We start from the raw sequence: 13,314 nt of genomic DNA on the forward strand, positions 1-13,314 counted from the left end.
GCGGATCCGTTGACACGGATGCCGGCTTTCGAGGACTTCTACCTGCGGCACTTCGACATGATGACGCGCTTCGTCGTACGGCGGGTGGCCGACCCGCACACGGTGGCCGACCTCACGGCGGAGATATTTCTCGCGGCGCTGCACTCCCGGCACACCTACCGGCCAGGACGAGGCAGCGAGACCGGATGGCTGTACGGGGTGGCACGTAACGTGCTGCTGGCCCAACGACGCCGCGGCGAGCGCGAGGCGCGCGCCGTCGCACGGGTCGTCGCGCGCCGCTCGCTGGACGGTGACGACATCGCCGATCTGACGGACCGCATCGACGCCGAGGAGCCCGCCCGCCGGGCGCTGTCGGCCATGGCCGACCTGCCGGAGGGGGAGAGGGCGTTGCTGGAACTCGTGGTCATCGACCAGTTGACGGTGGCGGAGGCGGCCCAGGCCCTGGACATCAGGGTCGGGACGGCCAGAGTGCGGTTGCATCGCGCCCGCCGGGCTCTGCGGAAGGTGCCAGGAGTGGCGGCGGCTCTCGTGACGGAAGGACTGTGATGGCGGTGTCGTTCAGGGACAAACTGCTCCAGGAACTGCGCGCGGAGGCCGCCACGGTCTCCTGGGAGTCCCGGCCGGCGCGCCGGCCCGCGCGCCGGCTGGTGGCTGCGGCGGGGCTGGCCGCGGCGGTGGTCGCGGTGGTGGCGGTCGCCGTTCCGCTGGTGTCGGAAACGCCGGCGTTCGCTGTCGTCAGGAACCCCGACGGGACCGTCACCGTGCGGATCAACGAGTTCGTCAGGCCCAAGGAGCTGGAGAGGAGGCTGCGGGAGGAGGGCGTGCGAGCGGTGATCGACTACGTCCCTTACGGACAGACCTGCCGCGGGCCGCGGGGGGAGATCGTGCCCCAGCCGCAGCGGATGCCGCTCAGGCGGTTGGACGGCCCCGACTTCTGGATCGACCCCAAGGACTTCGGGCCGGACGAGACGCTCGTCGTCGTCATGCACTCCGCCAGCGGTGATCCGGCCAAGGGCAATGGAGGCGGTGTCGGGGTGATCCGCGGACCGGTCGCGCCCTGCGAACTCGTACCTGCCTGACGGTCCGAGGTGGGGCGGGGGCGTGAACATTCGAGGCTCCTGTGACAAGACACAGGTGACATCTCGAAGGGGGTCCAGTGTTGAAGACAGATCGTCTATGGTGACCGACACGTCACCACTGGTGGTGGACTCCGAGATCATCGCGCGTTCCCTCGATGATCCGGAGAGGTTCGCCGCCCTGTTCGACCGCTACGCCGCGACGCTCTACAGGTACATCTCCTTCCGGCTCGGTCCGGAACTCGCCGAGGACCTCGTCGGGGAGACGTTCCTGATCGCGTTCCGCAGGCGCGACGCGTACGACGTCTCCTACCGCGATGCCCGGCCCTGGCTGCTGGGCATCGCGACCAAGCTCATCACCGGTCACCGCAGGACCGAGGTCAGCCGCTACCGCGCGCTGGAGCGGCAGAGCCCGGCCCAGCCCGTCGAGGGGCCGGAAGAGGCGATCACTCGTGAGCTGACCGCTCAGGGGTCGCGGACGGTACTGCTGAACGCGCTCGCGCTGCTGTCGCGAGGCGACCGGGACGTTCTGCTCCTGGTCGCCTGGAGTGACATGACGTACGAGGAAGCGGCCCGCGCGCTCGGCATACCGGTCGGCACGGTCAAGTCACGACTCAATCGGGCCCGGCGCAAGGTCCGCCACACCCTGGGTGGGGTCAACCCGTTGGAGGAGCACGGTCATGGATGAACTGAAGACGCTCATCAAGGAACTGGAGCACGAGCCGCCCCACTCCCTGGCCCGGCAACGGCTCCGGCTCGCTCAGGAGGCGGCCGCGGCGCCGCGCGGGCGGCGCCGGGGAAGGCTGCTCCCGTTCTTGAGTGGGCGGCGGCTCGCGATGGGCGCTGCTGTGGCGGCGGCCGTCGCGGTGGGCGTGGCCGTGCCTTCCCTGCTGGGCTCCGCCGAGCCGGCGTACGCCCTGACGAAGAACCAGGACGGGTCGATCAACCTCAAGGTCTACGAGTTCCGGGATCCCGAGCAGGTCGAGAAGGAGCTGGGCGAGTGGGGTGTGCCGGCCGACATCACCTACCTGCCTCTCGGCAAGCGCTGCGGGAACGTCCGGGCGCCGTTCCTCAAGGGCGACGACTTCGGCGCGGGCGAGGAGTTGTCGAGCGGTGATGCCGCCACGCAGGCGAGGTTCCGGGAGAGACTGCGGAAGTCGGCCTCCTACCAGGCGATTCGTCCGCAGGACGGCATCACCATCTATCCCCGCCACATCAAGCCGGGCCAGATCGCGATGATCGAGGTCATGGAGAATCCGGTCACGCCCTCGGCGGCGCGTCCCGGGGTCGCCTGGCAGTTCAGCGGGCGGCTGACGACCGGGCCGATCCAGCCGTGCGAGGTCGTGGCGGATCCCTCGGCCGACGACATCGGTGACGCCACGCCGCCGCCCGGCAGCTGATCCGCTTTCCCGCGCGCTCTCCTCGGGGCCGGGGGGAGCGCGCGCCTCCCACGACGACTTTCCTCGGAGGAAAGCACGTGCTACTTTCCTTATGGGAAAGTAGTCATGCCGACCTCGGAGGTGGCCTTTTTGAACCCGCACGACGCCCAGTCCTCGCTCGACGACATCCGCCGGCTTCAGGACACGACCAGGAACGAGATCGTCCGCCGCAGCTTCGCGATGCCCCGCGTGATCGTCGTCGCGCTCGGCCTCTTCATCGGCTACGCCTTGATCGATCTGGGGGCGCCGTGGCAGTTCATCGGCCTCGCGGTCGGGCTCGGCCTGTTCGCAGGGGTGGGCGTCATCTACGAATATCGGGCCGCGGTCCGGAGGCAGCCCACCGTCCAGGAAACGCTGTACCACGTGATGGTGCTGCTGGGCATCTGCATGGTCTTCAGCGCCGCGCGCATTCTCGCCTTCGCGCTCTTCGACGTGCCCGCGCACGGTCTGATGTCGCAGTCCATGATCGGCGCCGTCGTGGCGGCCCTCGCGTACGTCGCGGCCACGCCCGTCAACCGCCGCGTCATGAGGTCGCTCGTCCAGCAGGCCGGCGGGCGGAGCTGATGGATCCACAGTTCGACGAGTTCCTGCACGTACCGGCCAGGCTGTCGATCGTGGCGGTGCTGGCGCCGGCCGACTGGGTGGACTTCGGCTTCCTGCGGGACTCGATCGGCACCAGCGACTCGGCCCTGTCCAAGCAGGTCTCCGCGCTGGCCGGCGCCGGATACGTCGATGTGCGCAAGAACCAGGACAAGCGCGCGCGGCGTACGTACGTACGGCTCACCCCGCAGGGACGGGAGGCGTTCGTGCGGCACGCGGCGGCGCTGGAGCGGATCGTCGCGCTCGCCCGTGGCAGCGACGAGCGGCCCGCCGCCCAGTAGCGGCGGCCCCCGCCCGCGTCGAGACGGGGGCCGCGTCAGCCGGAGCCGGTCTTCTTGCCGCACACCCCGGGAAGGGTGCACACCTTTTTCGCCATCTTTCTGGCCTGACCCGTGATTTGCTTCTGCGCGCCGCTGCCCCTGGCGATGGCGGTGTAGAGGAACAGGGCGGCGCCCCGGCGTCCGATGACCGCCAGGTCGTCGGACTGGGACAGACGCCTGCCGCTCGCGGCGTACTCATAGCCCGCCACCGACAGGGCCTCGTCACCGACGCGCAACGGCTTGCCCACGTAGCCGAACCGGTCGCGCCTCACCGCTGCCGGCTTCGAGCACCTGGCCAGGTCGGCACGGAGCTTGCGGAAGGCGGCCTGGGCGGCTCCGGCGTTCCCGTACAGCACGAGTTGTTCGCTCGTGCCCGAGGGCGCGCTGGTGGAGTAGGTGATGGTGCGCATCGCGACCCGGCCGTCGCGGGGTTTCCCCTTCGATCGGCAGGGGTTGAATTCGAGCTGCCGGGACAGGCTGTCGCTGACCTCCCACCACTCCTCGCCCTCGACGACCGGCCCCTTGGCGGCCTCGGGCTCGGTCAGCAGGAAATTCCTGGGAATTTTGGTGGCGGTGGCGTGGGCGGTGCTCGTTCCTGCCAGGACCGAGCCGAGCGCCAATGCCACCGTCATCGTCTTTTCGATCATGAATGGTGAGATGTCCGGCCATCACGAGAAGTTCTATGCCACGGCGGTGCCCTCAAGTTCGACCATCAGGTCGGGGATCGCCAGCCGGGTCACGCCGAGCATCGTGGTGGGCGGGGCCACCCCGGCGCCGCCCAACCGGGACGCCAGCACGCCGTAGTGCTCGAAGAGCCGGTCGACGTCGGTGGTGTAGACGGTGAGCCGGATGAGGTTCGCGAGGGACATGTCGGCCTCGCCGAGCACGGCCTCCAGATTGTCGAGGCTCAGCGCCAGTTGTGCCCCCATGTCATCGGCGTGCTGGGGCTTGCCTTCGCCGCTCATCGCGGTCTGCCCGGAGCAGTAAAGGGTCCGGGTGTGCCCGGAGACGACTTCGCCCTGGTTGTAGCCCAGCCCGAGGGACCACGGCCACGGGTTGACCGGCGTTCGCTCCATTGCCACATCAGCTCCATTCGGTTCGTCGACGCCCGCACCTTTCGGGCGCGCGTCGATGAACCTCGCAAACAAAGCACGACATCCTGTGTCGTGTATTTCGGTAACGTTCTGGGATGCGTGCCGATCGGCTGGTCTCGCTGGTGCTGCTGCTGCGGCAGTACGGCCGGCTCTCCGCGACCGTGTTGGCCCGCGAGCTGGAGGTGTCCACCCGTACGGTGCTGCGCGACATCGAGGCGCTGTCCGCGGCCGGTGTCCCGGTCTACGCCGAACGCGGACGGCACGGGGGTTTCGCGTTGTTGCCCGGCTTCCGTACCGAGCTCACCGGGCTGAACCACGACGAGGCCCTCGCCCTGCTGGTCGCCGGGTCGCGGCGGGGCGCGCAGGCGTTCGGTCTCGGCACGGCGCTCGCCTCGGCGATGCTCAAGGTGGTGGACGCGCTGCCCGACAGCTATCGGGACACCGCGGCCGGCGCGGCCGAGCGCCTGCTCATCGAGCCGGAGATCGACCTCCTCTCCCGCCGGCTGACCGATGAGGAGGTGCCCGGCGTCGTGGCGGCCGAGGTCCTGCGGGCGGTGTTCGCCGGGCACAAGCTGGACATTCACTACGCGGCCGAGGGCCAGGAGCCGACGTGGCGCACGGTGGACCCGGTCGGCCTGGTCACCGTACGCGACCGGGGTTACCTGCTCGCCACGCGGTCGGGGGAGGACCGCACCTACCGGCTGTCCCGGATCCTGGCCGCCAGGGAGCTCGCCGAACCCGCGCAGCGGCCGGACCGGGTCGATCTCGACCGAGCCTGGCAGGAGCGCAGCACGCGGTTCCGTAACGGTGGGGACCAGGTCACCGTGCTGGTACGGCTGGACCCGGTGCGGCGGGAGGACCTGGTGGGCACCGCGCTGGCCGTCATCGCCGAAGAGGTCGACACGGACGGCCGGTTGCGGATGGAGGTGTCCTTCCAGGATCACCGGCACGCCCGATGGGCGTTGTGGCAGCTGGCGACGTACGCGGAGGTCCTGGCCCCGCAGTGGTTGCGTGACTACCTGCACGATCGCGCCGTCGCGCTGGCCGGCCGCTACGCCGGAGGTCAGTAGCCGGTGCGGCGTGGGGCGGCCGTTGGGCGGCGGGAGAGGTTCGTCCGGTGGGTGGGCTTCTTGATGTGCATGTTCCTCCTTGTGGGGGTCAGGCCCTGGTGAGCCAGGTGACCTGGGCGCCGTTGTCGAAGGACTCGCGCCTGGCGGGGGTGAACTGGGTGGGGCGGAACGTTCCGGAGAACATGGGGATGCCGCTGCCCGCCACCACGGGGTAGCTCTTGAGGATGATCTCGTCGATCTCCGGGAGCAGGGAGGCGGCGAGTCTGCCGCCGCCGCAGAGGTAGATGTCCTTGCCGGTGTCCTCGGACTTCAGCCGCCGGACGAGCTCGACGGGGTCGCCCTTCTCCACCTGGACGGTGGGGTCGTCGATCGTCAGCGTGCTGGAGACGACGTACTGGCGCAGGTGGGCGTACGGGCTGGTGGTGATGCCCAGGGCCGGCTCATAGGTGCCGCGGCCCATCACCACGGTGTCGAAGACCTGGTTGGGCACGTCGTCGAGGCCGGCCGGCTTGCGGATGTGGGTGGGGACGGTCTCGGGGTAACGGTCGTTGATCCAGGCCGCCATCTGGTCGGACACCGGATAGAAGTCGATCTCGTGGCCGGGGGTGGTGCTCCTCTACCTGGCGCTGAACTGGCTCATCGTGGAGCGGCTGACGCTGCCGGACATCTTCACCGAGCAGGAGGTACGCGAGCTGGTGGACACGGCCGTGCGAAGGGCGCTGAACGCCTGAGAGAGGTCAGGGCGCGGTGAAGGCGGTGCAGTGGGTGATGGTGGCGTCGTCCGAAGGGACGCCGTGAGACGCCTCGGCGCGGCGGACGCTGTCGATGATGCCGGCGGGGCCGGCCGACGCCAGGACGGACATGACCTCCGACCAGCCGGCGAGCTGGAAGCGCTCGACGAAGCGGGCCGCTCCGTTGCTGAGCAGGGCGGCGGCGGTCAGCTCGGCGATCGGCACGCTGCCGGTGACGGCCTCGTCCGCCGCCCGCGGATCGTCCTTGGCCACCCAGAAGCCGCCGGGCGCGTTGCGGCGGGCGCGGAGGTCGCGGAGGATCCGTCCGTACGCGGCGGCGTCCCCGGCGGCGGCGTCCAGGGCGGGCTCGTACGAGCCGCTGATGACCACCTCACGGGGGTCGGTGACGACGAGCGGGGCGGCGCCGGCCCGGTCGAGGGCGAGGAAGCAGTCGCCGAGCACCAGGTGGTCGGCGAGGTCGCCGTTCAGGCGCAGGACGGCCACCGTCGCCGACGGGCTGATGGGGTCGGCGACGTCGCAGGTGCCGCGGTGGGCGTCCGTCACCTGCCGGATGGCCTCGGCGAGCAGCGCGGGAAGGGACGGGGGGCCCGCGTCGGGCGCCAGGAGGGCGAGGAGCGTGCCGCCGAGGCGGCGCGCGTACCAGGCGACGCCGTGGCGGCAGACGGACTCCGCGCCGGGGATGCCGGCGCCGTCGACGAGGACGGCGGCGCCCGGCACGGCGCCGGTGAAGTCCTCGTTCGGGCGGCCGGGGTGCCCGGCGGCGCTGACCATGGTCACCCGCATGGCGGGGGCGGCGGTCAGCGCAACTCCTGGATGCGGACCAGGTTGCCCGAGGGGTCGCGGAAGGCGCAGTCGCGGGCGCCGTACGGCTGCTCGGTCGGCTCCTGGACCACCTCCGCGCCGCCGTCCCGCACCTTCGCGAAGGTGCCGTCGAGGTCGGCGGTGGCCAGCAGGATCCAGCCGTAGGTGCCCTTGGCCATCATCTCGGCGATGGTCCGGCGCTCGTCGTCGGTGATGCCGGGGTCGGCGCCGGGCGGCGCCAGCAGGATGGACGTGCCTGGCTGGCCGGCGGGGCCGACCGTGATCCAGCGCATCCTGCCCTGCCCGACGTCGCTGCGCACCTCGAAGCCGAGGGTGTCGCGCCAGAAGGCCAGGGAGGCGTCCGGGTCGTCGTGCGGGAGTACGGTCGTGTGAATGCTGAGGTCCATACGGCTACGCTAGCCCCTGCCCCGCGGGCGCGGCCTGGAACCGGTAGCGGTGCGGTGGCACGCCGAGGCGTTCGGTGAAGCGGGCGACGAAGGCGGCGGGGGACGGGCAGCCGACCGCGCGGCATGCCTCGGCCACGCTGATGTCGCCCTGGCGCAGCAGCGCCGCCGCGTGGTCGACCCTGCGGGCCATCAGATAGTCGTACGGCGAACGGCCGTAGGCGAGGCGGAAGCGGCGGCTGAGCTGAGCGGGCGGCAGGCCCGCCGCGCGGGCCAGCGCCTCGACGTCCAGAGGGCGCGCGTACTCACGGTCGATCCGGTCCCTGACCCGGCGCAGCCGCGCGAGCTCGCCGAGGCGATGCGCCTCGTTGAGCGCCCGCGTCCACGAAGGGTGGCACATACGGTCTCCTTCCGATCAGCTCTCAAGGTACGCGCCGACCGTTGATCATCGCTTCTCGAATCCTGATCAGCCGGGGACGTCGAGCAGGTGGAGGTCGAGCCGCTGGGCCAGGTACGCGCAGGCCGCCATCGCGCGCACGCTGTTGCCGTGCTCGTCGAGCGGCGGGCTGTAGGCGGCGATGCCGAGCCGCCCCGGGAACGCGGCGGCCAGGCAGCCGGACACGCCGCTCTTCGCCGGCAGCCCGGCGTGCACCAGCCAGGCCCCTGACGCCTGGTACATGCCGCAGGTCGTCATCACCGCCAGCACCGTACGGGCCACCCGCGCCTCGACCAGCCGCTCGCCGGTGCCCGGGAGCCTTCCCCCGCCCGCCAGCGTGGCGGCCATCCTGGCCAGGTCCGTCACCGTCACGCGGATCGCGCACTGCGTGAAGTAGCGGTCCACGACCTCGGCCGGATCGCCCACCAGGGAGCCGTGGCCGTGCGCCAGGTAGGCGAGTGCCTTGTTGCGGTCGCCGGTGCGGCGCTGGCTGTCGAGCACGGCGGCGTCCACCTCCAGGTGACGCCCGGCGCAGCGGCTCAGGAACTCCAGCAGCCCGCCACGGACCAGCGAGGTCGTCACGATGGCGCCGATGTTGGTCATCGCGTTGAACGGGGTGCCCGACCCGCTCCGCACCACCGGGGAGTCGAACGCGGCTCCGCTGGGCTCGGTCCCCACGTGCTCGTGCACCTTCGCGAAGCCGTGCTCGGCCAGCGCGAGCGCGTACACGAACGGCTTGGCCGCCGACATCAGCGGGAAGCCGGCGTCCCGGTCGCCGGCGGCGTCGGCCTCGCCGTCCGTGGCCACCATCGCCACGGCCAGCAGGCCAGAATCGACGCCGGCCAGCGCGGGGATGTACGAGACGACCCGCCCGCCCCGCACCGTGGCCGCCTCGGCGAGCGCGCCGTCGAGCAGCGGCCGCCAGCGCCCGGAGGTCACCGCACGTCCACCGGGCGGGCCTCGCCGTCGAAGGGGTAACGGGCGCGGAAGTCGTCCTCGGCCTCGGCCAGCGACATGAACCGTACGCCCTCGTGGCCGCGGAGGTGCCCGATGAGCCGTTCCAGCATCAGCAGCACCTGGGGCCGGCCGCTGACGTCGGGGTGCAGGGTGATGGGGAAGACCGCGTAGTCGAGCTCGCGGTGGACCCAGTCGAACTGGTCGCGCCACTGCTGTTCGAGGTCGCGCGGGTTGACGAAGCCGTGGCTGTTCGGCGAGGCCTTGATGAACATCATCGGCGGCAGGTCGTCGAGATACCAGCTCGCGGCGAACTCCACCAGGTTCACCTCCTGGCCGTGGACGAGCGGCCGCATCCAGGTCGAGGCGTCCCGTCCGTAGTCGATGCGGGTCCACTGCTCGCCCTTGCGCGCGTAGAAGGGCAGGAAGTCGTGGTACGACTGCGAATGGTCGTAGGTGAAGCCGTAGCGCAGCAGCAGGTCGATCGTCCGCTCCGACATCTCCCACCAGGGCGCGACGTAGCCGCGGGGCCGCACGCCGAGCACCCGGTCGAGCACCTCCAGGCTCCGGGCCAGCACGTCCTCCTCCTGCTGGGCCGACATCGCCACCGGGTTCTCGTGCATGTAGCCGTGCGCCCCGACGTCGTGCCCGGCCTCGACCACCATGCTCATCTGCTCCGGGAATGACTCCGCCGAGTGCCCCGGCAGGAACCAGCTCGTCCGGATGCCCTCCCGCTCGAACAGCCGCAGCAGCCGCGGGGTGCCCACCTCGGCGGCGAACACGCCGCGCTGGATGTCGTTCGGGGACTCCTGGCCGCCGTACGAGCCGATCCAGCCGGCGACGGCGTCCACGTCGACACCGAAGCAGACGTTGATGGTCTTCATGCCTCAGGACGTACCCGCGGGCCCTCCACAGGCGGGTATAGCGCGTGTCACCATACGGAGATGATCGCCAAACGCGTCGCTTTGGCCTGTGTGGTCGGGATCATCCTGCCTCTCGCCCTTGTGGGGTGGACGGTGGCCATGACCGAGCTCTTCCCCAACTCCTCCCTGTGCGGCGAGTACACCGGATGCTTCGGCTACCTCATGAAGGCGTGGGAGGTGGGACGCTGGGTCGCGGCCGTGGTGGCCTGGCCGCTGCTCTGGCTGGTGGGCGTGCGGCCCGCCTGGCCCGTGGCGGTCGTGGCCGTGCCTCTGCTGGTGGTGATCTGGCTGGTCGTGGAGGCATTGCCGCTCTGGGCGCTCTGGTACGCCTTTCTGCTCGCCCTGGTCAGCGGGCTGATCGCGTACCCGGCCGCGGTGCTCATTCTCGGCCGGCTCGGCCGAAGCGGAGAGCCAGTGGGGTGAGCATGGACTCCAGCTGCACGGCGAAGCTGATCTTGCTGGAGCCGGCGGCGCGTTCCTCGAAGTGGATGGGCAGCTCGACGATCGCGTGGCCGAGCTGCTTGCACCGGTAGTTCATCTCGACCTGGAAGCTGTATCCGTCGCTGCGGATCGCGTCGAGGCCGATGCCTTCGAGCACGTCGCGGCGCCAGATCTTGAAGCCGCCGGTGGGGTCGCGTACGGACAGGTTGAGTATGGCGTTGACGTAGCGGCCGGCGAAGCGGCTCAGCAGGCGCCGGTGCCGGCCCCATTGGGTGGACAGGGAGCCGCCGACGACGTACCTGCTGCCGATCACCAGGCCCGCGCGGGTGGCCAGGATGGTGCCGAGCAGGTGCGGGATGTACTCGGGGCGGTGGCTGAGGTCGCCGTCCATCTGCACGACGTACTCGTCGCCGTGGGCGAGCGCCTCCTGCATGCCGGCGATGTGGGCCCGTCCGATGCCCTCCTTGACCGTGCGGTGCAGCACCGCCATGCGGTCGCGGCCGTCCTCGTTCGCGTGCTTGGCGAGGTCGTCGGCCAGCAGGCCGGTGCCGTCGGGGGAGTCGTCGTCGACGATGACCAGGCGCAGGTTGGGCAGGTCGAGCGCGAGAACGCGCGCCGTCAGGTCGCCGATGTTGCCGGCCTCGTTGTAGGTCGGCACCACGACGGCGACGCGCGCATCCCGCCACGGCGACGGCAGCGCCCACGGGGCGGCTGCGTCCGTTTCGGTCACGTCGTCCAAAATGCTCTCCTCATACCCGTTTCGGCAACTGTCGATTATCGCGATACGGGCGGAGTGAGCAAGATCAACGCGACTGATCAGAGGTGATCGTCCGGTTTCAGGGGCGGTTGTCCTTGCCGTCGAGCCAGAGGGTGTCGCTCTCGTCACGGTGCGAGCCCGAGCTGCCGACGTGCTTGGCGTCGATCTTCGGGCCCTTCTTGATGACGTGCACGAGCGCCATCGCGTGGCCGCGGCCGAGGCCGTAGTCCTGCTTCAGCCAGTCGATGATCACGCCGGCCTTGGTGGACGGCTCGTCGAAGCCGCGCTCCTTCGCCAGGGCGATGAACGCGCGCGGGGTCAGGCCGGTCTTCTCCTCGATGTTGTCGAGGTACGCCTGGAACGACATGTGGGGCCTCCGTTCTGCCGGAACGGGCCGTCCCGGCGAATAGAAGCTTGTTATTTGCAAGCAAGGTTTGTCAACTGCATCTTGAGCTACGATCTGCAGCGTGACTTCTCGTGAGTACGGCCAGTTCTGCGGCCTGGCCCGCGCCATGGAGATCGTCGGCGAGCGGTGGACCGTGCTGATCGTCCGCAACCTGCTGGCCGGGCCCCAGCGCTTCACCGACCTGCGCAAGGGTCTGCCCGCCATCCCGACCAACATCCTGTCGGCCCGGCTCAAGCAGCTTGAGCAGGAGGGCATGGCCACCCGGCGGGCGATGGCGCATCCCGAGCGGGCGGTCGTCTACGAGCTGACGGACCACGGACGCGACCTCGAACCCGCGCTGGTCGCCCTGGGCCGCTGGGGCGCCCGGACGATGGGCGGGCCGCGCCCCGGCGAGCTCGTCACGGCCGAGGGGGTCGCCATGTCCTTCCGTACGGCGTTCCGGCCGGAGGCGGCGTCGGGGGTCAGCGTGGGCTACGAGATCCGCCTGGCCGACTTCACCCTCCACGCGCAGGTCGACGACGGGCGGCTGACGGTCGGCCGCGGGCCGCACCCGGCGCCCGATCTGGTGATCGAGCGCCTGGCGGGCCAGCCCGTCCGCGACCTGATGAGCGGCGCCAGGACCGTGGACGACGTGCTGCGCGACGGGAGCGTACGGGTGGAGGGGGACCGGGCGTTGTTCGACAGGTTCGCCGAGCTGTTCCGCTTCTGAGCGGCGGCCTCAGCTCGTCCGGCAGGAGACCGACGGCCAGGTCCAGTTGCCGTTGTGCTGGATCGTGAAGCCGAAGGTGTTGCCGCTGCCGTTCGGGCGCATCGTCATCACGTTGCCGCTGCCGTCCCAGGACGGGGTGCCGTTCCAGGTGGCGATGACCTTCTGCGGGGGCGTCACGGTGACCGTGACGATCCACGAGGCCGAGCCGGAGACGGTGACCGACAGGTTGAAGCGGTCGCTCCACTGCTGGCCCTGCTGGACGGTGGCGATGCAGGTGCCGCCGCCGGGCGGCGGGGTCGTCGGCCCGCTCGTGGGGCCGCCGTCGCCGTCAGGGGCGACCGCGCGGCCGGTGGTGGGGGAGATCATGCCGGCGCACAGGTTGCGGCTGCGCAGGTTCGCGGCGATCTGCGGGATGGCGGCCACGGTCGTGGCGTACTGGTCGTGCATGAGGATGACCTGGCCGTTCTGCAGCCGGCCGGCGGCCTGGACGATCTGTGCCGTGCTCGCGCCGTTCCAGTCCTGGGAGTCGACGTCCCAGAGGACCTCGGTGAGGCCGAGCTGCTGCTCGACGGACCTCAGCGTGGCGTTGGTCTCCCCGTACGGCGGCCGGAACAGGCGGGGCGCGGTCCCCGTCGCCCCCTGGATGGCCTGCTGGGTGCGCTGCAGCTCGGAGAGGATCTGCGCGCTGCCGAGCTGGGTGAGGTGCGGGTGGGTGTAGCTGTGGTTGCCGATCCACATGCCCGCGTCGCGCTGCGCCCGGACCAGGGCCTGGTTGTTCTGGGCGTTCTGGCCGGTGTTGAACATCGTGGCACGCAGGCCGTTCGCGCGCAGCGTGTTGAGCAGGTTCGTGGTGTTGGCGGGGTTGGGGCCGTCGTCGTAGGTCAGGCCGACGTAGCCCGCGCTGCAGTCGGCGGCGAGGGCTTGGCCGGCGGCCAGCGCGGTGGTGGCGGCGGCGGCCAGGCAGACGGTGAGGAGCGTGGCGAGGAGGGTGGGGCGGCGTTTCCGGTCGATCATGTCGTGTCCTTGATCGTTGGGGGGCGACTCACCTCCGGTCATTGTGGGAACGGGTTGGAAACATGTCAACGACAGCAAGAAATGTTTCGGGGAGTTGATGAGGTGCTGTCAGTTATCC

21 protein-coding genes are annotated in these 13,314 nt (G+C 70.6%); 10 read left to right on the forward strand and 11 right to left on the reverse strand.

Annotated features, from left to right (window positions below; translation table 11 throughout):
- Window positions 1–18 precede the first annotated feature (18 nt).
- The 6 genes from SMD20_RS35420 to SMD20_RS35445 all read left to right on the forward strand — a co-directional run bounded on the left by SMD20_RS35420 (window position 19) and on the right by SMD20_RS35445 (window position 3,396).
- The gene (locus SMD20_RS35420) at window positions 19–546 is read left to right on the forward strand and encodes an RNA polymerase sigma factor (protein WP_329589646.1); all 528 of its coding nucleotides are present in this window, start codon (window positions 19–21) and stop codon (window positions 544–546) included.
- Complete coding sequence (locus tag SMD20_RS35425) at window positions 546–1,079, forward strand: hypothetical protein (RefSeq protein ID WP_329589647.1); 534 nt, start codon at window positions 546–548, stop codon at window positions 1,077–1,079. The genes SMD20_RS35420 and SMD20_RS35425 overlap by 1 nt, the downstream gene beginning before the upstream one ends.
- 97 nt (window positions 1,080–1,176) lie before the next feature.
- Window positions 1,177–1,764 (forward strand): RNA polymerase sigma factor, encoded by a 588-nt coding sequence (locus SMD20_RS35430; RefSeq protein ID WP_329589649.1) that lies wholly within the window; start codon window positions 1,177–1,179, stop codon window positions 1,762–1,764.
- Window positions 1,757–2,476 carry a hypothetical protein gene (locus SMD20_RS35435; protein WP_329589651.1) on the forward strand — a complete coding sequence of 240 codons (720 nt, stop codon included), beginning with the start codon at window positions 1,757–1,759 and terminating at the stop codon, window positions 2,474–2,476. Before SMD20_RS35430 ends, SMD20_RS35435 begins: the two co-directional genes overlap by 8 nt.
- Window positions 2,477–2,581: 105 nt before the next feature.
- Window positions 2,582–3,079 carry a hypothetical protein gene (locus tag SMD20_RS35440; protein WP_329589653.1) on the forward strand — a complete coding sequence of 166 codons (498 nt, stop codon included), beginning with the start codon at window positions 2,582–2,584 and terminating at the stop codon, window positions 3,077–3,079.
- Window positions 3,079–3,396: a winged helix-turn-helix domain-containing protein gene (locus tag SMD20_RS35445; RefSeq protein ID WP_329589655.1), complete on the forward strand. Its 318-nt coding sequence runs from the start codon at window positions 3,079–3,081 to the stop codon at window positions 3,394–3,396. Before SMD20_RS35440 ends, SMD20_RS35445 begins: the two co-directional genes overlap by 1 nt.
- Window positions 3,397–3,431: 35 nt before the next feature.
- Here SMD20_RS35445 and SMD20_RS35450 read toward each other — a convergent pair whose 3' ends face one another.
- Window positions 3,432–4,082 carry a hypothetical protein gene (locus SMD20_RS35450; protein ID WP_329589656.1) on the reverse strand — a complete coding sequence of 217 codons (651 nt, stop codon included), beginning with the start codon at window positions 4,080–4,082 and terminating at the stop codon, window positions 3,432–3,434.
- Between the two features lie 33 nt (window positions 4,083–4,115).
- Entirely contained in the window at window positions 4,116–4,511 is a 396-nt protein-coding gene (locus SMD20_RS35455) for a RidA family protein (RefSeq protein WP_329592792.1), read from the reverse strand.
- Between the two features lie 113 nt (window positions 4,512–4,624).
- Here SMD20_RS35455 and SMD20_RS35460 point away from each other — a divergent pair, with 113 nt between their 5' ends.
- A complete protein-coding gene (locus SMD20_RS35460; protein WP_329589658.1) occupies window positions 4,625–5,599 on the forward strand; it encodes a helix-turn-helix transcriptional regulator in 975 nt (324 codons plus the stop codon).
- An 88-nt stretch (window positions 5,600–5,687) separates the two neighbouring features.
- Here SMD20_RS35460 and SMD20_RS35465 read toward each other — a convergent pair whose 3' ends face one another.
- Complete coding sequence (locus SMD20_RS35465; RefSeq protein ID WP_442942622.1) at window positions 5,688–6,164, reverse strand: dihydrofolate reductase family protein; 477 nt, start codon at window positions 6,162–6,164, stop codon at window positions 5,688–5,690.
- Window positions 6,165–6,204: 40 nt separating this feature from the next.
- Here SMD20_RS35465 and SMD20_RS35470 point away from each other — a divergent pair, with 40 nt between their 5' ends.
- Complete coding sequence (locus SMD20_RS35470) at window positions 6,205–6,330, forward strand: hypothetical protein (RefSeq protein ID WP_329589662.1); 126 nt, start codon at window positions 6,205–6,207, stop codon at window positions 6,328–6,330.
- A gap of 6 nt (window positions 6,331–6,336) precedes the next feature.
- Here the strand turns inward: SMD20_RS35470 and SMD20_RS35475 are convergent, their stop codons facing one another.
- From SMD20_RS35475 to SMD20_RS35495, 5 genes are all read right to left on the reverse strand, one after another.
- On the reverse strand, window positions 6,337–7,134 hold the full coding sequence (locus SMD20_RS35475; RefSeq protein WP_329589664.1) for an integrase: 798 nt from the start codon (window positions 7,132–7,134) through the stop codon (window positions 6,337–6,339).
- 14 nt (window positions 7,135–7,148) lie between these two features.
- Window positions 7,149–7,559, reverse strand: a complete 411-nt coding sequence (locus SMD20_RS35480; RefSeq protein WP_329589666.1) for a VOC family protein — start codon at window positions 7,557–7,559, stop codon at window positions 7,149–7,151.
- Between the two features lie 4 nt (window positions 7,560–7,563).
- Window positions 7,564–7,956 carry a helix-turn-helix transcriptional regulator gene (locus tag SMD20_RS35485; RefSeq protein ID WP_329589669.1) on the reverse strand — a complete coding sequence of 131 codons (393 nt, stop codon included), beginning with the start codon at window positions 7,954–7,956 and terminating at the stop codon, window positions 7,564–7,566.
- A gap of 66 nt (window positions 7,957–8,022) precedes the next feature.
- Window positions 8,023–8,931: a glutaminase A gene (gene glsA / locus SMD20_RS35490; RefSeq protein WP_329589671.1), complete on the reverse strand. Its 909-nt coding sequence runs from the start codon at window positions 8,929–8,931 to the stop codon at window positions 8,023–8,025.
- Window positions 8,928–9,830 carry a polysaccharide deacetylase family protein gene (locus tag SMD20_RS35495; protein WP_329589673.1) on the reverse strand — a complete coding sequence of 301 codons (903 nt, stop codon included), beginning with the start codon at window positions 9,828–9,830 and terminating at the stop codon, window positions 8,928–8,930. Before SMD20_RS35495 ends, glsA begins: the two co-directional genes overlap by 4 nt.
- Before the next feature lie 60 nt (window positions 9,831–9,890).
- Here SMD20_RS35495 and SMD20_RS35500 point away from each other — a divergent pair, with 60 nt between their 5' ends.
- The gene (locus tag SMD20_RS35500; RefSeq protein ID WP_329589675.1) at window positions 9,891–10,292 is read left to right on the forward strand and encodes a hypothetical protein; all 402 of its coding nucleotides are present in this window, start codon (window positions 9,891–9,893) and stop codon (window positions 10,290–10,292) included.
- Here SMD20_RS35500 and SMD20_RS35505 read toward each other — a convergent pair.
- Entirely contained in the window at window positions 10,249–11,040 is a 792-nt protein-coding gene (locus SMD20_RS35505; protein WP_442942545.1) for a polyprenol monophosphomannose synthase, read from the reverse strand. The two genes, SMD20_RS35500 and SMD20_RS35505, sit on opposite strands and share 44 nt — an antisense overlap.
- 106 nt (window positions 11,041–11,146) lie before the next feature.
- A complete protein-coding gene (locus SMD20_RS35510) occupies window positions 11,147–11,434 on the reverse strand; it encodes a DUF4287 domain-containing protein (RefSeq protein ID WP_329589678.1) in 288 nt (95 codons plus the stop codon).
- A gap of 100 nt (window positions 11,435–11,534) precedes the next feature.
- Between SMD20_RS35510 and SMD20_RS35515 the strand changes: the two genes are divergently transcribed.
- Window positions 11,535–12,182, forward strand: a complete 648-nt coding sequence (locus tag SMD20_RS35515; RefSeq protein ID WP_329589680.1) for a winged helix-turn-helix transcriptional regulator — start codon at window positions 11,535–11,537, stop codon at window positions 12,180–12,182.
- Between the two features lie 9 nt (window positions 12,183–12,191).
- Here the strand turns inward: SMD20_RS35515 and SMD20_RS35520 are convergent, their stop codons facing one another.
- A complete protein-coding gene (locus tag SMD20_RS35520) occupies window positions 12,192–13,196 on the reverse strand; it encodes a polysaccharide deacetylase family protein (protein ID WP_329589683.1) in 1,005 nt (334 codons plus the stop codon).
- Between the last annotated feature and the right edge of the window lie 118 nt (window positions 13,197–13,314).

It is taken from the genome of Nonomuraea sp. LP-02 (assembly GCF_036289125.1).
GTDB classification, from domain to species: Bacteria; Actinomycetota; Actinomycetes; order Streptosporangiales; family Streptosporangiaceae; genus Nonomuraea; species Nonomuraea bangladeshensis.

Bases quoted from the DNA above. Each gene is read 5' to 3' on its own strand.
- SMD20_RS35420 (WP_329589646.1), top strand. From the start codon at position 19: ATGCCGGCTTTCGAGGACTTCTACCTGCGGCACTTCGACATGATGACG.
- SMD20_RS35425 (WP_329589647.1), top strand. From the start codon at position 546: ATGGCGGTGTCGTTCAGGGACAAACTGCTCCAGGAACTGCGCGCGGAG.
- SMD20_RS35430 (WP_329589649.1), top strand. From the start codon at position 1,177: ATGGTGACCGACACGTCACCACTGGTGGTGGACTCCGAGATCATCGCG.
- SMD20_RS35435 (WP_329589651.1), top strand. From the start codon at position 1,757: ATGGATGAACTGAAGACGCTCATCAAGGAACTGGAGCACGAGCCGCCC.
- SMD20_RS35440 (WP_329589653.1), top strand. From the start codon at position 2,582: ATGCCGACCTCGGAGGTGGCCTTTTTGAACCCGCACGACGCCCAGTCC.
- SMD20_RS35445 (WP_329589655.1), top strand. From the start codon at position 3,079: ATGGATCCACAGTTCGACGAGTTCCTGCACGTACCGGCCAGGCTGTCG.
- SMD20_RS35450 (WP_329589656.1), bottom strand. From the start codon at position 4,082: ATGATCGAAAAGACGATGACGGTGGCATTGGCGCTCGGCTCGGTCCTG.
- SMD20_RS35455 (WP_329592792.1), bottom strand. From the start codon at position 4,511: ATGGAGCGAACGCCGGTCAACCCGTGGCCGTGGTCCCTCGGGCTGGGC.
- SMD20_RS35460 (WP_329589658.1), top strand. From the start codon at position 4,625: ATGCGTGCCGATCGGCTGGTCTCGCTGGTGCTGCTGCTGCGGCAGTAC.
- SMD20_RS35465 (WP_442942622.1), bottom strand. From the start codon at position 6,164: ATGGCGGCCTGGATCAACGACCGTTACCCCGAGACCGTCCCCACCCAC.
- SMD20_RS35475 (WP_329589664.1), bottom strand. From the start codon at position 7,134: ATGCGGGTGACCATGGTCAGCGCCGCCGGGCACCCCGGCCGCCCGAAC.
- SMD20_RS35480 (WP_329589666.1), bottom strand. From the start codon at position 7,559: ATGGACCTCAGCATTCACACGACCGTACTCCCGCACGACGACCCGGAC.
- SMD20_RS35485 (WP_329589669.1), bottom strand. From the start codon at position 7,956: ATGTGCCACCCTTCGTGGACGCGGGCGCTCAACGAGGCGCATCGCCTC.
- SMD20_RS35495 (WP_329589673.1), bottom strand. From the start codon at position 9,830: ATGAAGACCATCAACGTCTGCTTCGGTGTCGACGTGGACGCCGTCGCC.
- SMD20_RS35500 (WP_329589675.1), top strand. From the start codon at position 9,891: ATGATCGCCAAACGCGTCGCTTTGGCCTGTGTGGTCGGGATCATCCTG.
- SMD20_RS35510 (WP_329589678.1), bottom strand. From the start codon at position 11,434: ATGTCGTTCCAGGCGTACCTCGACAACATCGAGGAGAAGACCGGCCTG.
- SMD20_RS35520 (WP_329589683.1), bottom strand. From the start codon at position 13,196: ATGATCGACCGGAAACGCCGCCCCACCCTCCTCGCCACGCTCCTCACC.